We start from the raw sequence: 15,191 nt of genomic DNA, 5'->3' as shown, positions 1-15,191 counted from the left end.
AGGCGACGTTGACGCGGTTTGAATTTGATTTTCGAAGAGTATTAGTTCAAGTGCCAGATATCTTCATTATACTGAGCGATTGTACGGTCAGATGAGAAGAATCCTGCTTTAGCAATGTTAACGATAACTTTATCCAACCATGCGTCACGGTCTTCGTAGTCAGCCAACATTTGCTCTTTAACCTTGATGTAGTCTTCCAAGTCAAGAAGAGTCATGAACCAGTCTTTGTTGATTAATTCGTTATAAAGACGTTCCAAGCGTTCTTTCTTCCCAACTGCAAGAACAGCGTCGCTCACGATAAAGTCAACCAATGGTTTGATCGCTTTACGAGCGTAGAATTCGCTTGATTTGTAAGCTGATTTTGCGTAAAGGTCGATAACAGTTTCTGAATCTTCACCGAAGATGTAGATGTTTTCATCGCCAACCAACTCAGCGATTTCCACGTTAGCCCCGTCCATAGTACCAAGAGTCAAAGCTCCGTTCAACATGAATTTCATGTTACCAGTACCTGAAGCCTCCTTAGAAGCAAGTGAGATTTGTTCAGAGATATCACACGCTGGAATCAAGAAGCTTGCTGCAGTAACGTTGTAGTTTTCAACCATAACCACTTGTAAGTGTGGTGCAACTGCTGGGTCATTAGCGATTACTTCTGACAAGCAAAGGATCAAGTGAATGATGTCTTGAGCAATTGTGTAGGCAGGAGCTGCTTTACCACCAAAGAATACTGTGATTGGACGAGCAGGGATGTTACCAGCCTTGATGTCAAGGTATTTATGGATAACATACAAAGCGTTCATTTGTTGACGTTTGTACTCGTGAAGACGTTTGATTTGGATGTCAAAGATAGAGTTTGTATTGATTTCCACACCTTGGTGCTCTTTCAAGTGACGAGCCAATTTACGTTTGTTGTGAGCTTTGATGCTTTCCAATTTTTCTTTGACAGCAGCCTTGTCTTCGTATGAAAGAAGGTCTTCCAATTTAGAAGCTTCATGGTGCCATTCGCGGCCAAGAATCTCATCCAAGTAGTGAGACAAGCTTGGGTTAGCATGCATAAGCCAACGACGGAATGTGATACCGTTTGTTTTGTTGTTGAATTTTTCTGGGTAAAGATCGTAGAAAGCTTTCAACTCAGAGTTCTTCAAAATTTCTGTGTGAAGAGCGGCAACTCCGTTTACGCTGTATCCATAGTGGATATCCATGTGGGCCATGTGTACACGATCGTTTTCATCAATGATTTGAACAGCTGGATCTTTGTATTCTGCTTTAACACGACGGTCCAATTCTTTGATGATTGGTACCAAGTGAGGAACCACTTCTTCCAAGAATTCAAGAGGCCATTTTTCAAGGGCTTCCGCAAGGATTGTGTGGTTTGTGTAAGCAGTCATGCTACGAACGATAGAGATTGCTTCATCAAGTTCGATACCACGTTCAGTCAAAAGACGGATCAATTCAGGAATCACCATTGATGGGTGAGTATCGTTGATTTGTACAACTGCGTAGTCAGCAAGGTCATGCAAGTTGCTTCCTTTTTCGATTGCTTCATCGATGATCAATTGTGCACCGTTTGAAACCATGAAGTATTGTTGGAAGATACGGAGCAATTCACCTTGTTTGTCGCTATCGTCTGGGTAAAGGAAAAGAGTCAAGTTGTGAGCGATGTCTGTCTTATCAAAGTTAATGCCATCTTCAATGATAGATGAATCAACTGAATCCAAGTCAAACAAACGCAAACGGTTTTTAGTAGCAGTTTTGTAACCAGGTACATCGATATCGTAAAGAGTAGATGTCAATGTAAAGTGTGCAAATGGCACTTGGTAGCTACGGCTTGAGCGAACCAACCAGTTTTGGTCAGTCAACCAAGCGTTAGGAATAGTTTCTTGTTGGTTGTTTTTAAGCACTTGTTGGAAAAGACCAAAGTGGTAGTTCAAACCAACACCGTCACCATTCAAACCAAGTGTAGCGATGGAGTCGATAAAGCAGGCTGCCAAGCGTCCCAAACCACCGTTACCAAGTGATGGTTCCAATTCTACTTCTTCGATTTCGATCAACTCTTTACCTGCGTCAGCAAGTTCTTTTTTAACTTCGTCATAAAGACCAAGGTTAATCAAGTTGTTTGACAAGAGTTTACCAATCAAGAACTCAGCTGAGATGTAGTAAACTTTTTTCTTACCAGTGTTCACTGGTTTTTGGCTGCTTGCAAGTTTGCTGTAGTTAAGAAGAGCAAGGTAAAGCTCCTCATTGCTACATTCTGCGATAGATTTATTGTAACGATTTTGTACAAATTCTTTTAATGGTAACATTTTTATGTCTCCTGATAATGTCTTATTTCTTTAATTCTACCAAATTTTCATTGATTCGGCGATAAATTGTAGTCAAGTCAAGCAAAGTTTCTTCGACAGCAGGAGTCAATTGATCCGCTGTCATACGCCATGACCAGTTTCCACCAAGAGTAGATGGGAAGTTCATACGAGCTGAACCATCCAACTCTAGCAAATCTTGCATAGTTGCAATCGTCATGAAACTTACTGATGCGAAGGCTGTACGAAGCATAGCATGCACTACTGTTTCGTACTCTTTACGGTTTGTGTAGCGTGCCATGTACTCACGAGTTGGATCATCAATCTCATCACGGTACCAACCAAGAACAGTGTTGTTATCATGTGTTCCTGTGTACATAACAGAGTTAGCTGGTGCCAAGTGTGGGCTGTCGATACTTTCGTCTTCTGGATTGAAGGCAAATTGAAGGACCTTCATTCCTGGGAATCCAGTACGCTCACGAAGCTCGATGACTTCATCAGTCATGAAACCAAGGTCTTCAGCGATGATGTTCAAGTCACCAAGTTCTTCTTTAACCGCTGCAAAGAGTTTGTAGTCAGGTCCTTTCACCCATTTACCAGGGGCCGCTGTTTCAGAACCAGCTGGGATTTCCCAATAAGACTCAAATCCACGGAAGTGGTCGATACGCACGATATCGTAGATTTTAAAGCTTTCACGCAAGCGTTCAATCCACCATTTGTAACCATCACGATCCATTGCTTCCCAGTCATAGATTGGGTTCCCCCAAAGCTGACCAGTCGCAGAAAACTCATCTGGTGGGCATCCTGCGATGCAAGTTGCTTTCCCGTTTTCATCTGTTTTAAAGAGATGTGGATTTGCCCACATATCGCTTGAATCTTCCGCTACATAGATTGGCATATCACCCACAATCTCGATGTGGTTTTCGTTAGCGTATGCTTTCAATTTCAACCATTGTTGGAAGAAAAGGTATTGGGTTACGCGGTGGTAAACAAGCTTGTCAGCTAATTTCTCACGGTAGCTTTCAAGAGTTGAAGCTTTACGCGCACGAATATCTGCATCTGGCCACTCTGTCCAAGCAAGATTATCAAAATGCTCCTTGATAGCCATATACTCTGCAAATAGTTCAAGCCATGATTGGTTGTCTTGAGCAAATTTTTCGAAGTCTTTGACATCTCCGGCTTCAAGGAAACGTTTGACAGCTTTCTCTAGAAGCGGACGACGTGCATAGTAGATTTTAGCGTAGTCAACTTCAGTTGGGTTGCTACCAAAGTCAATCCCTTCAAGATCACTAGCATCTAGTAAACCTTGCTCAACCAAGATATCAAAATCGATAAAATGAGTGTTTCCAGCAAAGGCTGAGAAGGATTGGTAAGGAGAATCTCCGTAGCTCGTTGTTCCTAAAGGAAGGATTTGCCAGTAACGTTGCTTTGTACGAACCAAGAAGTCAACGAAATCATAGGCGCTTTGACCAAATGATCCGATTCCGTAAGCTCCTGGAAGTGATGAGATGTGCATCAACACACCACTTTGACGTTTCTTCATAATAGCACCTCAAGTGTTTTTTAATTAATTGTTCAAATTTGTGCGCAAACGTTTGCGCTATTTAAAGTATAACCCATTTCTAAAATAAATGCAAGCGTTTTTAAAAAACTTTTTATTGTTTAATCTTTTTTGACAAACTTTCAAATTACTATATTCTTATTTTCAATACCCTTTTAATCATCATCCTAATCATGCAATCGTTTCCCTTCAATTATTTTTGAATCAAAATTTTCATGATTACATCTTTTTCTTCTATTATACAAACAATTTTAGGAATTATCCAGTCACAAGCTTTTTAATTTTTTTCAAAAAAATGCTTGCAACCGTTTTCTGTTTGTGCTATACTAAGGTCATAAGGGAAAACGTTTGCGTTTCCTCGAAATTAAAATTTGTTATTCTTTAGGAGGAATACACTATGTCAACTAAATTCATGAAGAGCGCAGCTGTACTTGGTACTGCTACTCTTGCTAGCTTGCTTTTGGTAGCTTGCGGAAGCAAAACTGCTGATAAAGCGGCTGATTCTGGTTCATCTGAAGGTAAAGAACTTACTTTATACGTTGAAGACCAATATAAAGCATTTGCTGAATCAGCTGCACAAGCTTACGAAAAAGAAGCTGGAGTAAAAGTTACTATCAAAACAGGAGACCAAATGGGTGGTCTCGATAACCTTTCTCTAGATAACCAATCTGGTAAAGCTGCTGACGTTATGATGGCACCATACGACCGAGTAGGTAGCCTTGGTAAAGACGGACAACTTTCAGAAGTGAAATTGAGCGACGGTGCTAAAACAGATGATAAAACTAAATCTCTTGTAACAGCTGCTGACGGTAAAGTTTACGGTGCTCCTGCTGTTATCGAGTCACTTGTTTTGTACTATAATAAAGACTTGATTAAAGAAGCTCCAAAAACTTTTGCTGAATTAGAAGAACTTGCTAAAGATAGCAAATATGCCTTCGCTGGTGAAGATGGTAAAACAACTGCCTTCCTTGCTGACTGGACAAACTTCTACTATGCATACGGACTTCTTGCTGGTAACGGCGGTTACGTATTCGGCCAAAACGGTAAAGATCCTAAAGATATCGGACTTGCAAACGAAGGAGCTATCACTGCTATCAACTACGCTAAAACTTGGTACGAAAAATGGCCTAAAGGTATGCAAGATACAGAAGGAGCTCCAAACCTAATCCAAACTCAATTCCAAGAAGGTAAAACAGCTGCTATCATCGATGGTCCTTGGAAAGCTCAGGCCTTCAAAGATGCTAAAGTAAACTACAGTGTTGCGACTATCCCAACTCTTCCAAACGGTAAAAACTATGAAACATTCGGTGGTGGTAAAGCTTGGATCATCCCATCAAGTACTAAGAACCTTGAAGCTGCTCAAAAATTTGTAGACTTCCTTGTTTCAACTGAAGAACAAAAAACCTTCTACGATAAAACTAACGAAATCCCAGCTAACACTGAGGCTCGTTCATATGCTGAAGGTAAAAACGATGAGTTGACAACAGCTGTTATCAAACAGTTCCAAAACGCTCAACCAATGCCAAACATCCCTCAAATGTCAGCTGTTTGGGACCCAGCTAAAACAATGCTATTTGAAGCTGTAAGTGGTAAGAAAGATGCTAAGACAGCTGCAAACGATGCTGTAACATTGATCAAAGAAACAATCAAACAAAAATTTGGTGAATAAAAAATTTGTTCAAGGGGGGTGGAATTCAAATCCCCCTTTGAATTTATCAATAGAAAACATATATAGTTTAGGTTTTAATTAGAAACCAGTATCCTATGAAAGGAGTTATTATGGAAAAGCAACAACCTAGTAAAGCAGCACTGCTGTCTCTCATTCCTGGGTTAGGACAGATTTACAACAAACAAAAGGCAAAAGGTTTTATCTTCCTTGGTGTAACCATCGTATTTGTCCTTTATTTCCTAGCACTTGCAGCCCCTGAATTGAGCAACCTCATTACTCTTGGTGACAAGCCAGGTCGTGATAATTCCCTCTTCATGCTGATTCGTGGTGCCTTCCATTTAATCTTTGTAGTCGTTTATGTACTCTTTTATTTCTCAAATATTAAAGATGCACATACTATCGCAAAACGTATTAATAATGGAATTCCAGTACCACTTACGCTAAAAGATATGATCAAAGGAATCTATGAAAATGGCTTCCCTTATCTCTTGATTATTCCGTCTTATATTGCCATGACCTTTGCAATCATCTTCCCCGTTGTCGTAACCTTGATGATTGCCTTCACAAACTATGACTTCCAACATTTGCCACCAAACAAATTGTTAGACTGGGTTGGTTTGACCAACTTTACAAACATTTGGAGCTTGAGCACCTTCCGTTCTGCCTTTGGTTCTGTTCTTTCTTGGACTATCATTTGGGCTTTATCTGCCTCAACTTTACAGATCGTGATTGGTATCTTCACAGCTATCATTGCTAACCAACCATTTATCAAAGGAAAACGTATCTTTGGTGTTATTTTCCTTCTTCCTTGGGCTGTCCCAGCCTTCATCACTATCTTGACATTCTCAAACATGTTTAACGATAGTGTTGGAGCAATCAATACCCAAGTTATCCCTCTCTTTGCTAAGGTTCTTCCTTTCCTTGATGGGGCGCTTATTCCTTGGAAAACAGACCCAACTTGGACTAAGGTTGCCTTGATTATGATGCAAGGCTGGCTTGGATTCCCATATATCTACGTTTTGACTTTGGGTATCTTGCAATCTATTCCTAACGACCTTTACGAAGCAGCTTATATTGACGGTGCCAATGCTTGGCAAAAATTCCGCAACATCACTTTCCCAATGATCTTGGCTGTTGCAGCACCTACTTTGATTAGCCAATACACCTTCAACTTTAACAACTTCTCTATCATGTACCTCTTCAATGGTGGAGGACCTGGTACTGTCGGAGGGGGAGCTGGTTCAACTGATATCTTGATCTCATGGATCTACCGCTTGACAACAGGTACATCACCTCAATACTCAATGGCGGCAGCTGTTACCTTGATTATTTCAATCATTGTCATCTCTATTTCTATGATTGCCTTCAAGAAACTACACGCATTTGATATGGAGGACGTCTAAGATGAATAACTCAATCAAACTAAAACGTAGACTGACTCAAACCCTCACTTACCTCTACTTGATCGGACTTTCAATCGTCATTATCTATCCTCTTTTAATCACGATTATGTCAGCCTTCAAGGCAGGTAACGTGGCAGCCTTTAAACTAGACAGCAACATCGATTTTAATTTTGATAACTTTAAAGGACTCTTCACTGAAACCTTATACGGTACTTGGTACCTCAATACTTTGATTATTGCCTTGATTACCATGGTTGTGCAAACAAGTATTATCGTACTTGCTGGTTATGCTTATAGCCGTTACAACTTCTTGGCTCGTAAACAAAGTTTGGTCTTCTTTTTGATTATCCAAATGGTGCCAACAATGGCCGCTTTGACTGCCTTCTTCGTTATGGCACTTATGTTGAACGCCCTTAACCACAGCTGGTTCCTCATCTTCCTCTACGTTGGTGGAGGTATCCCAATGAATGCTTGGCTCATGAAAGGCTACTTCGATACAGTGCCAATGTCTCTAGACGAATCTGCAAAACTAGACGGTGCAGGACACTTCCGCCGCTTCTGGCAAATTGTTCTTCCACTGGTTCGCCCAATGGTTGCCGTACAAGCTCTCTGGGCCTTCATGGGACCTTTCGGTGACTACATCCTCTCTAGTTTCTTGCTTCGTGAGAAAGAATACTTTACCGTTGCCGTAGGTCTCCAAACCTTCGTTAGCAATGTGAAAAACATGAAGATCGCCTACTTCTCAGCAGGTGCTATCCTCATCGCCCTTCCAATCTGTATTCTCTTCTTCTTCCTACAAAAGAACTTTGTTTCAGGACTTACAAGTGGTGGCGACAAGGGATAATATATCCCCGCCACCCTTTTTCATTTTTATACTCTTCAAAAATCAAATTCAAACTACGTCAGCTTCGCCTTGCCGTACTCGAGTACAGCCTTCGGCTAGCTTCCTAGTTTGCTCTTTGATTTTCATTGAGTATTAAACTTGAACTTAGGTAGTCTAGTGAGAAACAAGAGCTTATTGAAAACTCCCTCATTGTTAGTTGACAATTTTTTTAAAGTCTAATTTTTACAAGGATTCGTCTCCCCTGCTTGAAATAAAAAACATTTCTCTATATAATACTCATATAGAAAAATACCTATAGAAAGAGAATTATGTTGCCATATCCATTTTCTTATTTTAATAGTATTTGGGGATTCCGTAAGCCCCTATCTCAACGTTTTGGTCTCAACTGGTTTCAACTGATTTTTACCAGTATTTTCCTGATTAGCTTGTCTATGGTCCCTATTGCCATCCAGAACAGTTCTCAGGAAACTTATCCTTTAGAAACTTTCATCGATGATGTCTACACTCCTTTGACGGATAGTGTGGTTCAGGATTTGGCTGCCAATGCAAAGATTGTAGATGGTAAGTTGAGCTATACAGGTTCATCTCCTCATCAAGCTTCTATCCAAATCGGAGACCCTTCTAGTTCAAACTTCCCTGAGGAATTACTTCTGAACTTTGAACCTGAGAAACTCATCATCAGCAAGCAAGGAAAAGAATTGACCAGCATTCGCTATCACGCGATAACGACTGAGAGCTTCCAAAGCAAGGAAAGCTTAACACGAGCCATTTCTAAAGACTGGTATCAACAGAATCGCGTCTATATTAGTCTCTTTCTTGTGCTTGGTTCTAGCTTCCTCTTTGGACTTAATTTTTTTATTGTTGCTTTAGGTGCTAGCCTCTTGCTCTACTTCACGAAAAAATCGCGTCTCTTTTCATTTAAAAGCTACAAAGAGTGCTATCATTTCATTTTGAACTGTTTAGGATTACCAACCTTACTTGCCATGATTCTCGGTCTCCTAGGCCAAAATATGGCAACTTTGATTACTGTTCAAAATATTTTATTTGTTCTATACCTGGTCACTATCTTTTACAAAACGCATTTCCGTGATCCAGACTACCATAAGTAGGAGATTATTATGCCTGTTACGATTAAAGACGTGGCCAAGGCTGCAGGGGTCTCACCCTCAACCGTAACCCGTGTTATTCAAAACAAATCAACCATTAGCGATGAAACCAAAAAACGAGTTCGAAAGGCTATGAAGGAACTCAACTACCATCCTAACCTCAATGCCCGAAGCCTGGTTAGTAGTTATACGCAGGTTATCGGCTTGGTTCTTCCAGATGATTCAGACGTTTTCTATCAAAATCCTTTCTTCCCTTCTGTCCTTAGAGGGATTGCACAAGTTGCTTCAGAAAATCACTATGCTATCCAGATTGCAACTGGAAAAGACGAAAAAGAGCGCTTAAATGCAATTTCACAGATGGTTTATGGAAAGCGTGTAGACGGTCTTATCTTCTTGTATGCCCAAGAAAATGACCCCTTGGTTAAACTCGTTACTGAAGAACAATTTCCCTTCCTCATCCTTGGGAAATCACTATCACCCTTCATTTCACTTGTTGACAATGATAATATTCAAGCTGGTTTTGATGCGACAGAATACTTCATCAAAAAAGGATGCAGCCGCATTGCTTTCATCGGTGGTACCAAGAAACTCTACGTTACGCAGGATCGTCTAACAGGTTACGAGCAAGCCCTCCAAGAACACAAACTATCTCTTGATAGTCATCGTACCTTTTTCGCTGATGAATTTCTTGAAGAAAAGGGATATAAATTTAGCAAACAACTTTTTGAATACGATCCAAAAACCGATGCTGTTATCACAACAGATAGCCTCTTAGCGGAAGGTGTTTGTAACTACCTCAACGAACATCAGCTGAATGTCCCTGTTCTTAGCTTTGACTCTGTAAATCCAAAATTAAACCTAGCAGCCTATGTCAATATTAATAGTCTAGCTCTCGGCCGCACTTCGTTTGAGACTATTCTTCAAATCATCAATGATGTCAAAGAAAATCGTCAAATCTGCTATCGTCAAGTCATTGCACATGAAATCATTGAAAAATAAGAAAAACCAGCTCTAACATTTTTTGCTTAGAGCTGGTTTTTTGTAATCTATTTTTATAATTGATTAGTTTTCGACTTCGACAAATCGGCCTAGGATATGAACATTTTCTGAAACAGAAACAAAGGCTGTTGGATCAACTTGCTTCATGATCAGTTTAAAATCATTGAACTCTGCACGAGTGATAACCGTAATCAAAACAGCCTTACGTTCGTGGTTATAAGTTCCTTCAGCATCATGGATCATAGTCGCTCCACGGTGCAACTTATTATGGATTTTCTCAATGACTGCATCTGGATTGCTAGTAACAATCATGGCCTGCATGCGTTTTTGTTTGGTGAAAACTGCATCTGTCACACGACTTGAGACAAAGATAGTAATCATGGAATAAAGGGCATATTTCCAACCAAAGGTCACTCCAGCAATCAGCATAATTGTACCGTTCACCAAGAAAGAGATACTTCCGACGTTACGACCTGTCTTCTTACGAATGGTTAGGCTGACAATATCTGTTCCGCCACTGGAGATGTTATGACGTAAAGCAAAGCCGATTCCAAGCCCCATGACAACACCCCCAAAAAGGGCATTGATGATTGGATCTTCTGTCAAGACCACCACCGGCACAAACTGGATAAAGAGCGAGCTCATGGATACCGTGATAAATGTAAAAATTGTGAACTTATGTCCAATTTGATACCAAGCCAAAATCATGAGAGGAATATTGATGGCATAAAATGCTACTGAGATTGGGAAATGAAACCCAAACCAGTGGTTACTAAGGGCAGATATAATCTGAGCCAAACCTGTCGCACCACTTGAATAAACGTGCCCTGGTTGGAAAAAGAAATTGACAGCTACTGCTGATAGAAAACCATATACCAGAGAAGCTGAGATTTTTTCATCGTATTTTTCTCGAGAAATACTTTGTAAAACACGCAAAATCTTTACTCGATAAGCAAAGCGGCGAAGATAATGATTCCACTTTTTAGTTAGTTTCGTTTGTTTCATCTTGTTCTACTCAATATTTCAAATTTTATAGCCAGAGGGTTTCAATTGAATCTCTAATTCTTCTAATTGTTTAAGAGCTACTGTTGATGGTGCTTGGGTCATTGGGTCAGTTGCTTTGTTGTTCTTAGGAAAAGCAATCACTTCACGGATGTTTTCTTCACCTGCTAAGAGCATTACAAAGCGGTCAAGTCCGATAGCCAAGCCCCCGTGTGGTGGGAATCCATAGTCCATGGCTTCCAAAAGGAATCCAAACTGGTCATTAGCTTCTTCAACTGAAAATCCTAGGGCCTTGAACATGCGTTCTTGGAGTTCTTTTTGGTTGATACGAAGGCTACCACCGCCAAGCTCATAACCGTTCAAGACGATATCGTAGGCAATAGCACGAACCTTAGCCAAATCTCCTTCAAGCTCATGCGCAGTATCTGCTTGAGGAAGAGTAAATGGATGGTGGGCGCTCATATAACGACCTTCTTCTTCAGACCATTCAAACATTGGCCAGTCAACTACCCAGAGGAAGTTAAATTTTTCGTTATCAATCAAGCCAAGCTCTTTGGCAATACGTCCACGAAGGGCACCAAGTGTTGCATTGGCTACTTCAAGCGTATCAGCCACAAAGAGAACCAAGTCTTTATCTTCAAGACCAAGCGCTGTTGTCAAGTCTGCTTGGATACCAGTCAAGAATTTCGCAACTGGTCCATTTAATTCTCCATCAACTACCTTGACCCAAGCAAGACCTTTAGCACCATACTGCTTGGCCACCTCTGTCATCTTGTCAATATCTTTACGAGAGTAGTTGTCTGCTGCACCTTTAACTACAATGGCTTTAACCGCAGGAGCTTCTGAGAAGACTTTGAAATCTACACCCTTGACAAGATCTGTCAAGTCTTGAAGCAACATTTCAAAACGAGTATCAGGCTTGTCAGAACCATAAAGAGCCATAGCATCATCATACTTCATTCGAGGGAATGGCAGTGTTACTTCAATCCCTTTTGTTTCCTTCATCACGCGCGCAATCAAGCCTTCTGTGATATCTTGGATTTCTTGCTCTGTTAGGAATGAAGTTTCCAAGTCGACCTGAGTAAACTCAGGCTGACGGTCACCACGCAAGTCTTCGTCACGGAAACATTTGACGATTTGGTAATAACGGTCGAATCCAGCATTCATCAACAACTGTTTTGTAATCTGCGGACTTTGAGGAAGGGCATAGAAATGGCCCTTATTAACACGAGATGGCACCAAATAGTCACGCGCCCCTTCTGGCGTTGACTTAGAAAGGAATGGCGTTTCCACATCGATAAATTCCAACTCATCCAAGTAGTTGCGTATAGAATGTGTTACCTTGGCACGAAGTTTAAGATTTTCCAACATTTCTGGACGACGAAGGTCAAGGTAACGGTAACGTAGACGTGTATCGTCATTTGCCTCAATCCCATCCTTAATCTCAAATGGTGTTGTTTTGGCTGTATTAAGCACAGTAAGAGCTGTTACATTCAGCTCAACCGCTCCAGTCGCCAACTTATCATTGGCTTGCTCACGTGCTACAACATGCCCAGTAACCTCAATGACAAACTCACTACGAAGGCTTTCAGCCGTTGCCATAACTTCTGCAGATACTTTTTCTGGGTTGATAACCAACTGCATGATCCCTTCACGGTCACGAAGATCGATAAAGATCAAACCACCAAGGTCACGACGACGGGCAACCCAACCTTTCAAGGTAATTTCTTGTCCGATGTGTTCCTCACGAACACGACCAGCATACATACTACGTTTCATGTTTTATCTCCTCTTTTATTCTGTTACTATTTTACCATAAAAGCGCAGGCTCTTCATGAAAATCATCAGAAAAGTTGAGAAGAATCCTGCTATAAATGAAAAAATCCAGCAAAGTCATTCGCTGGATCTTATTTTACTTGGTATTTCTTTATTTTTTTCGCTTTTCAGCAATCTCTGCAGCCTTTTTAGGGAGAACAATCTCCGTTGCATAGGCTGTCGCAAATCGCATAATACCTGCAATTGGTGCAAAGATAACTGCTAGATAGTTATAAAAGAAATCCCCTTTAAAAGCATAGGCAAGCCCTCCAATAATGAAGAAGAGAACAACTGCCTGAATCACTGCTAATAATATCACTCGTTTCATGACTTCCTCCTGAGTCTATTATAGCATCATTATCATCACAAATGAAATTAAATTGTTCAAGGCATGTAATCCTATACTGTAGGAAAGCCCTCCTTTATTCACATAGGCCAATCCCAAACTACAACCAAGTGAAGCATAAACTAGGAATTGTTGTGGAGTGCCAGGGAAATGAACAAGTGCAAAAATGATACTACTTACAAGAAGAAAGAGTACTGTCTGCTTGACGTTATCCTGCTGAGGGAAGACATAACGAGCTAACAGACCTCTAAAGGTCAACTCTTCTGTCAGGGGTGCAAAGACAACAATCATGAAGAAAGAGAAGAGAGGTTGATTATGAGTCAATTGTTCTGCCGTCTGTTGACTGACAGATGGATCATTTGGTAAGAAAGTTTGTACAACAATGATAAGGACCCATACCAAGGCAGGCAACCAGATGTATTTGTTAAGGCCCGTTTTTTCTATCGTAACAGTTCCTGTCTTATACCACTTGTATGTTAAGAAGGTAAAAGCTCCTGCCAATAAAATATAAAGCGGAAGAACACCGACTATAGGTGCACCTGAACCAAGAGCAATCAGAGGTAAAGCCTGAATAAAACCGTAGATAAACAAAAATGATAAGAAAGCTAGAACAAACCAGCCAATGTTTTTAAGTATTTTCATAAAAGACTCCTATTTAAAATAACGTTTTGTTTTTCTTAATTGTGCGATAGTTATATAAAGATGGATGATAATCAAAAGAACTAAGGCGACCAATTGTATTTCTCGTAAAATAACTGATAATACTATCAATAAAATATAGAGTGCGGGCAGTATAATTTGATCCAGCCTAAACATAGTTAAAAAGGCACTTTCCATCTCTGCCTGCTTTTCTCCCTCATCATAACTGTTAAGATATGCTAAAATATCTTTTGGAGTGTAATAAACAGACAGTTTATAGTGTCGAACGATAAAAATAGTTCGCAACAAGTAATTGGCAACAATAATGTATAAGCATAATAGAATAAGAGCAGGAAGAATTAGCAAGGTATTCTTAAATATCGGAGAAATCAGTATGATCCCACTGATCATCATTGCTATCATCAAAACATTTGAAGAAACCGAACCATAATCTAAGTAACGATAGGCTCTTACATAGGTCTGATCACTATCTTCTTCCTCTGCCACCCTTTGATAAAGAGTATAAACTGCACGACTTTTGCCAAGATAATACATGGCTAAGATGAAGGAAATTCCTCCAATAACGAGAGCGAATCCATAAACAGTGTGTAAGACTTGTGACATTTGAATCTGTTCAGCTATACCTCTAAGAGTGTAAGCAAAGGCTCCTACAAAAGCACTTAACATACACACTACTACTCTCAACCATTTACGATTATTTTTCATTTTCTGACCTCTATCTAAACTAGCCAATAACCTTAAATAGTTTCAGTGATCTTTTCTATTTAAAATAACGTTTCACCATAGGTATCTGCATTATATTGATATAAATATGGATTATAGCTACAGCTAAAAGACCTAATAACTGAATTTCTCCCGTAAGTACAGAAACGATATCAATCAAAATATACAAACCTGGTAAAACATATTGGTTTAATTGAAATAAAATTCGAAAACTCTGTTCCAAATTAGCTTGTCGTTCTCCTTCATCGTAAGAATTTACATAATCTAGCACATCCTTTGGAATAGAGAAAAATGCCAAATCAAACTGACGAAGAATCGAAATCGTCTTGAAAAGATATTTTTGAAGTACTGCAGCTAAAATAAGAGCTGGAACAGAAAGTCCTAGAACGATAAAACTTGTACGGAGTATCACCACTTCATTCATAGAGATGAATAAAGCTAATATAGTCATAACTGACACAATGTTAAAAGCAATCGTACCAAACTCGAGATTTCGATACATTTGTACATAATAAGTTTCATTCACATCGTCATCTATTTCCATTTGATATAAAGCATGGAATTTCCGACTCTTTTTTAAGAAATAGATAGTTAAAAAAATGCTAATCAAAGCTATCAATAAACAGGAAGCTGAAATCCAAGGAACTAGAGTATTCAGATTAAAACTTGTGCCCAATGCCCAAGCACGACCTGCAAGCATACCTGTAAAATATCCTAAAACACCAATCGCTAAGAAGTATAAAATTCGTTTCTTTTTCATATTCAT

Annotated in this window: 13 protein-coding genes; 5 read left to right on the top strand and 8 right to left on the bottom strand. The window is 39.8% G+C overall.

Annotated elements, in window-relative coordinates:
• Positions 1 to 41: 41 nt before the first annotated feature.
• Positions 42 to 2,300, bottom strand: a complete 2,259-nt coding sequence (gene glgP, locus ADH31_RS02370; protein WP_049508808.1) for a glycogen/starch/alpha-glucan family phosphorylase — start codon at positions 2,298 to 2,300, stop codon at positions 42 to 44.
• Positions 2,301 to 2,322: 22 nt separating this feature from the next.
• A complete protein-coding gene (gene malQ, locus ADH31_RS02365) occupies positions 2,323 to 3,840 on the bottom strand; it encodes a 4-alpha-glucanotransferase (RefSeq protein WP_049508805.1) in 1,518 nt (505 codons plus the stop codon).
• A 415-nt stretch (positions 3,841 to 4,255) separates the two neighbouring features.
• Between malQ and ADH31_RS02360 the strand changes: the two genes are divergently transcribed.
• The 5 genes from ADH31_RS02360 (at position 4,256) to ADH31_RS02340 (ending at position 9,879) form a co-directional block, all read left to right on the top strand.
• Entirely contained in the window at positions 4,256 to 5,527 is a 1,272-nt protein-coding gene (locus ADH31_RS02360; RefSeq protein WP_049508804.1) for an extracellular solute-binding protein, read from the top strand.
• 110 nt (positions 5,528 to 5,637) lie between these two features.
• Positions 5,638 to 6,930 (top strand): carbohydrate ABC transporter permease, encoded by a 1,293-nt coding sequence (locus ADH31_RS02355; protein ID WP_000414976.1) that lies wholly within the window; start codon positions 5,638 to 5,640, stop codon positions 6,928 to 6,930.
• A gap of 1 nt (position 6,931) precedes the next feature.
• Complete coding sequence (locus tag ADH31_RS02350; RefSeq protein WP_001065639.1) at positions 6,932 to 7,774, top strand: sugar ABC transporter permease; 843 nt, start codon at positions 6,932 to 6,934, stop codon at positions 7,772 to 7,774.
• Between the two features lie 308 nt (positions 7,775 to 8,082).
• Complete coding sequence (locus ADH31_RS02345; RefSeq protein ID WP_049508801.1) at positions 8,083 to 8,883, top strand: DUF1189 domain-containing protein; 801 nt, start codon at positions 8,083 to 8,085, stop codon at positions 8,881 to 8,883.
• 9 nt (positions 8,884 to 8,892) lie between these two features.
• Positions 8,893 to 9,879 (top strand): LacI family DNA-binding transcriptional regulator, encoded by a 987-nt coding sequence (locus ADH31_RS02340; protein WP_049508799.1) that lies wholly within the window; start codon positions 8,893 to 8,895, stop codon positions 9,877 to 9,879.
• Positions 9,880 to 9,942: 63 nt separating this feature from the next.
• On the opposite strand, the gene ADH31_RS02335 is transcribed toward ADH31_RS02340, so the two are convergent.
• From ADH31_RS02335 to ADH31_RS02310, 6 genes are all read right to left on the bottom strand, one after another.
• Complete coding sequence (locus ADH31_RS02335; protein WP_049502826.1) at positions 9,943 to 10,884, bottom strand: YitT family protein; 942 nt, start codon at positions 10,882 to 10,884, stop codon at positions 9,943 to 9,945.
• A gap of 18 nt (positions 10,885 to 10,902) precedes the next feature.
• On the bottom strand, positions 10,903 to 12,660 hold the full coding sequence (gene aspS / locus ADH31_RS02330) for an aspartate--tRNA ligase (protein ID WP_049508796.1): 1,758 nt from the start codon (positions 12,658 to 12,660) through the stop codon (positions 10,903 to 10,905).
• Between the two features lie 148 nt (positions 12,661 to 12,808).
• Positions 12,809 to 13,024, bottom strand: coding sequence for a hypothetical protein (locus ADH31_RS02325; RefSeq protein ID WP_049508793.1), 216 nt, complete (start codon positions 13,022 to 13,024; stop codon positions 12,809 to 12,811).
• A gap of 18 nt (positions 13,025 to 13,042) precedes the next feature.
• The gene (locus tag ADH31_RS02320; RefSeq protein ID WP_049508791.1) at positions 13,043 to 13,684 is read right to left on the bottom strand and encodes a CPBP family intramembrane glutamic endopeptidase; all 642 of its coding nucleotides are present in this window, start codon (positions 13,682 to 13,684) and stop codon (positions 13,043 to 13,045) included.
• Positions 13,685 to 13,693: 9 nt separating this feature from the next.
• Entirely contained in the window at positions 13,694 to 14,407 is a 714-nt protein-coding gene (locus ADH31_RS02315; RefSeq protein WP_239665532.1) for a DUF3169 family protein, read from the bottom strand.
• Positions 14,408 to 14,462: 55 nt separating this feature from the next.
• Complete coding sequence (locus tag ADH31_RS02310; RefSeq protein ID WP_049508788.1) at positions 14,463 to 15,185, bottom strand: DUF3169 family protein; 723 nt, start codon at positions 15,183 to 15,185, stop codon at positions 14,463 to 14,465.
• Positions 15,186 to 15,191: the final 6 nt, after the last annotated feature.

The sequence above is a fragment of the Streptococcus pseudopneumoniae genome, from assembly GCF_001072375.1.
GTDB lineage: Bacteria > Bacillota > Bacilli > Lactobacillales > Streptococcaceae > Streptococcus > Streptococcus pseudopneumoniae_L.
The sequence above is the reverse complement of the archived record's forward strand: the minus strand, read 5'-3'. Positions and strand labels throughout refer to the sequence as shown.

Coding starts and splice junctions, on each gene's coding strand:
- glgP (WP_049508808.1), bottom strand. CDS start 2,300: ATGTTACCATTAAAAGAATTTGTACAAAATCGTTACAATAAATCTATC.
- malQ (WP_049508805.1), bottom strand. CDS start 3,840: ATGAAGAAACGTCAAAGTGGTGTGTTGATGCACATCTCATCACTTCCA.
- ADH31_RS02360 (WP_049508804.1), top strand. CDS start 4,256: ATGTCAACTAAATTCATGAAGAGCGCAGCTGTACTTGGTACTGCTACT.
- ADH31_RS02355 (WP_000414976.1), top strand. CDS start 5,638: ATGGAAAAGCAACAACCTAGTAAAGCAGCACTGCTGTCTCTCATTCCT.
- ADH31_RS02350 (WP_001065639.1), top strand. CDS start 6,932: ATGAATAACTCAATCAAACTAAAACGTAGACTGACTCAAACCCTCACT.
- ADH31_RS02345 (WP_049508801.1), top strand. CDS start 8,083: ATGTTGCCATATCCATTTTCTTATTTTAATAGTATTTGGGGATTCCGT.
- ADH31_RS02340 (WP_049508799.1), top strand. CDS start 8,893: ATGCCTGTTACGATTAAAGACGTGGCCAAGGCTGCAGGGGTCTCACCC.
- ADH31_RS02335 (WP_049502826.1), bottom strand. CDS start 10,884: ATGAAACAAACGAAACTAACTAAAAAGTGGAATCATTATCTTCGCCGC.
- aspS (WP_049508796.1), bottom strand. CDS start 12,660: ATGAAACGTAGTATGTATGCTGGTCGTGTTCGTGAGGAACACATCGGA.
- ADH31_RS02325 (WP_049508793.1), bottom strand. CDS start 13,024: ATGAAACGAGTGATATTATTAGCAGTGATTCAGGCAGTTGTTCTCTTC.
- ADH31_RS02320 (WP_049508791.1), bottom strand. CDS start 13,684: ATGAAAATACTTAAAAACATTGGCTGGTTTGTTCTAGCTTTCTTATCA.
- ADH31_RS02315 (WP_239665532.1), bottom strand. CDS start 14,407: ATGAAAAATAATCGTAAATGGTTGAGAGTAGTAGTGTGTATGTTAAGT.
- ADH31_RS02310 (WP_049508788.1), bottom strand. CDS start 15,185: ATGAAAAAGAAACGAATTTTATACTTCTTAGCGATTGGTGTTTTAGGA.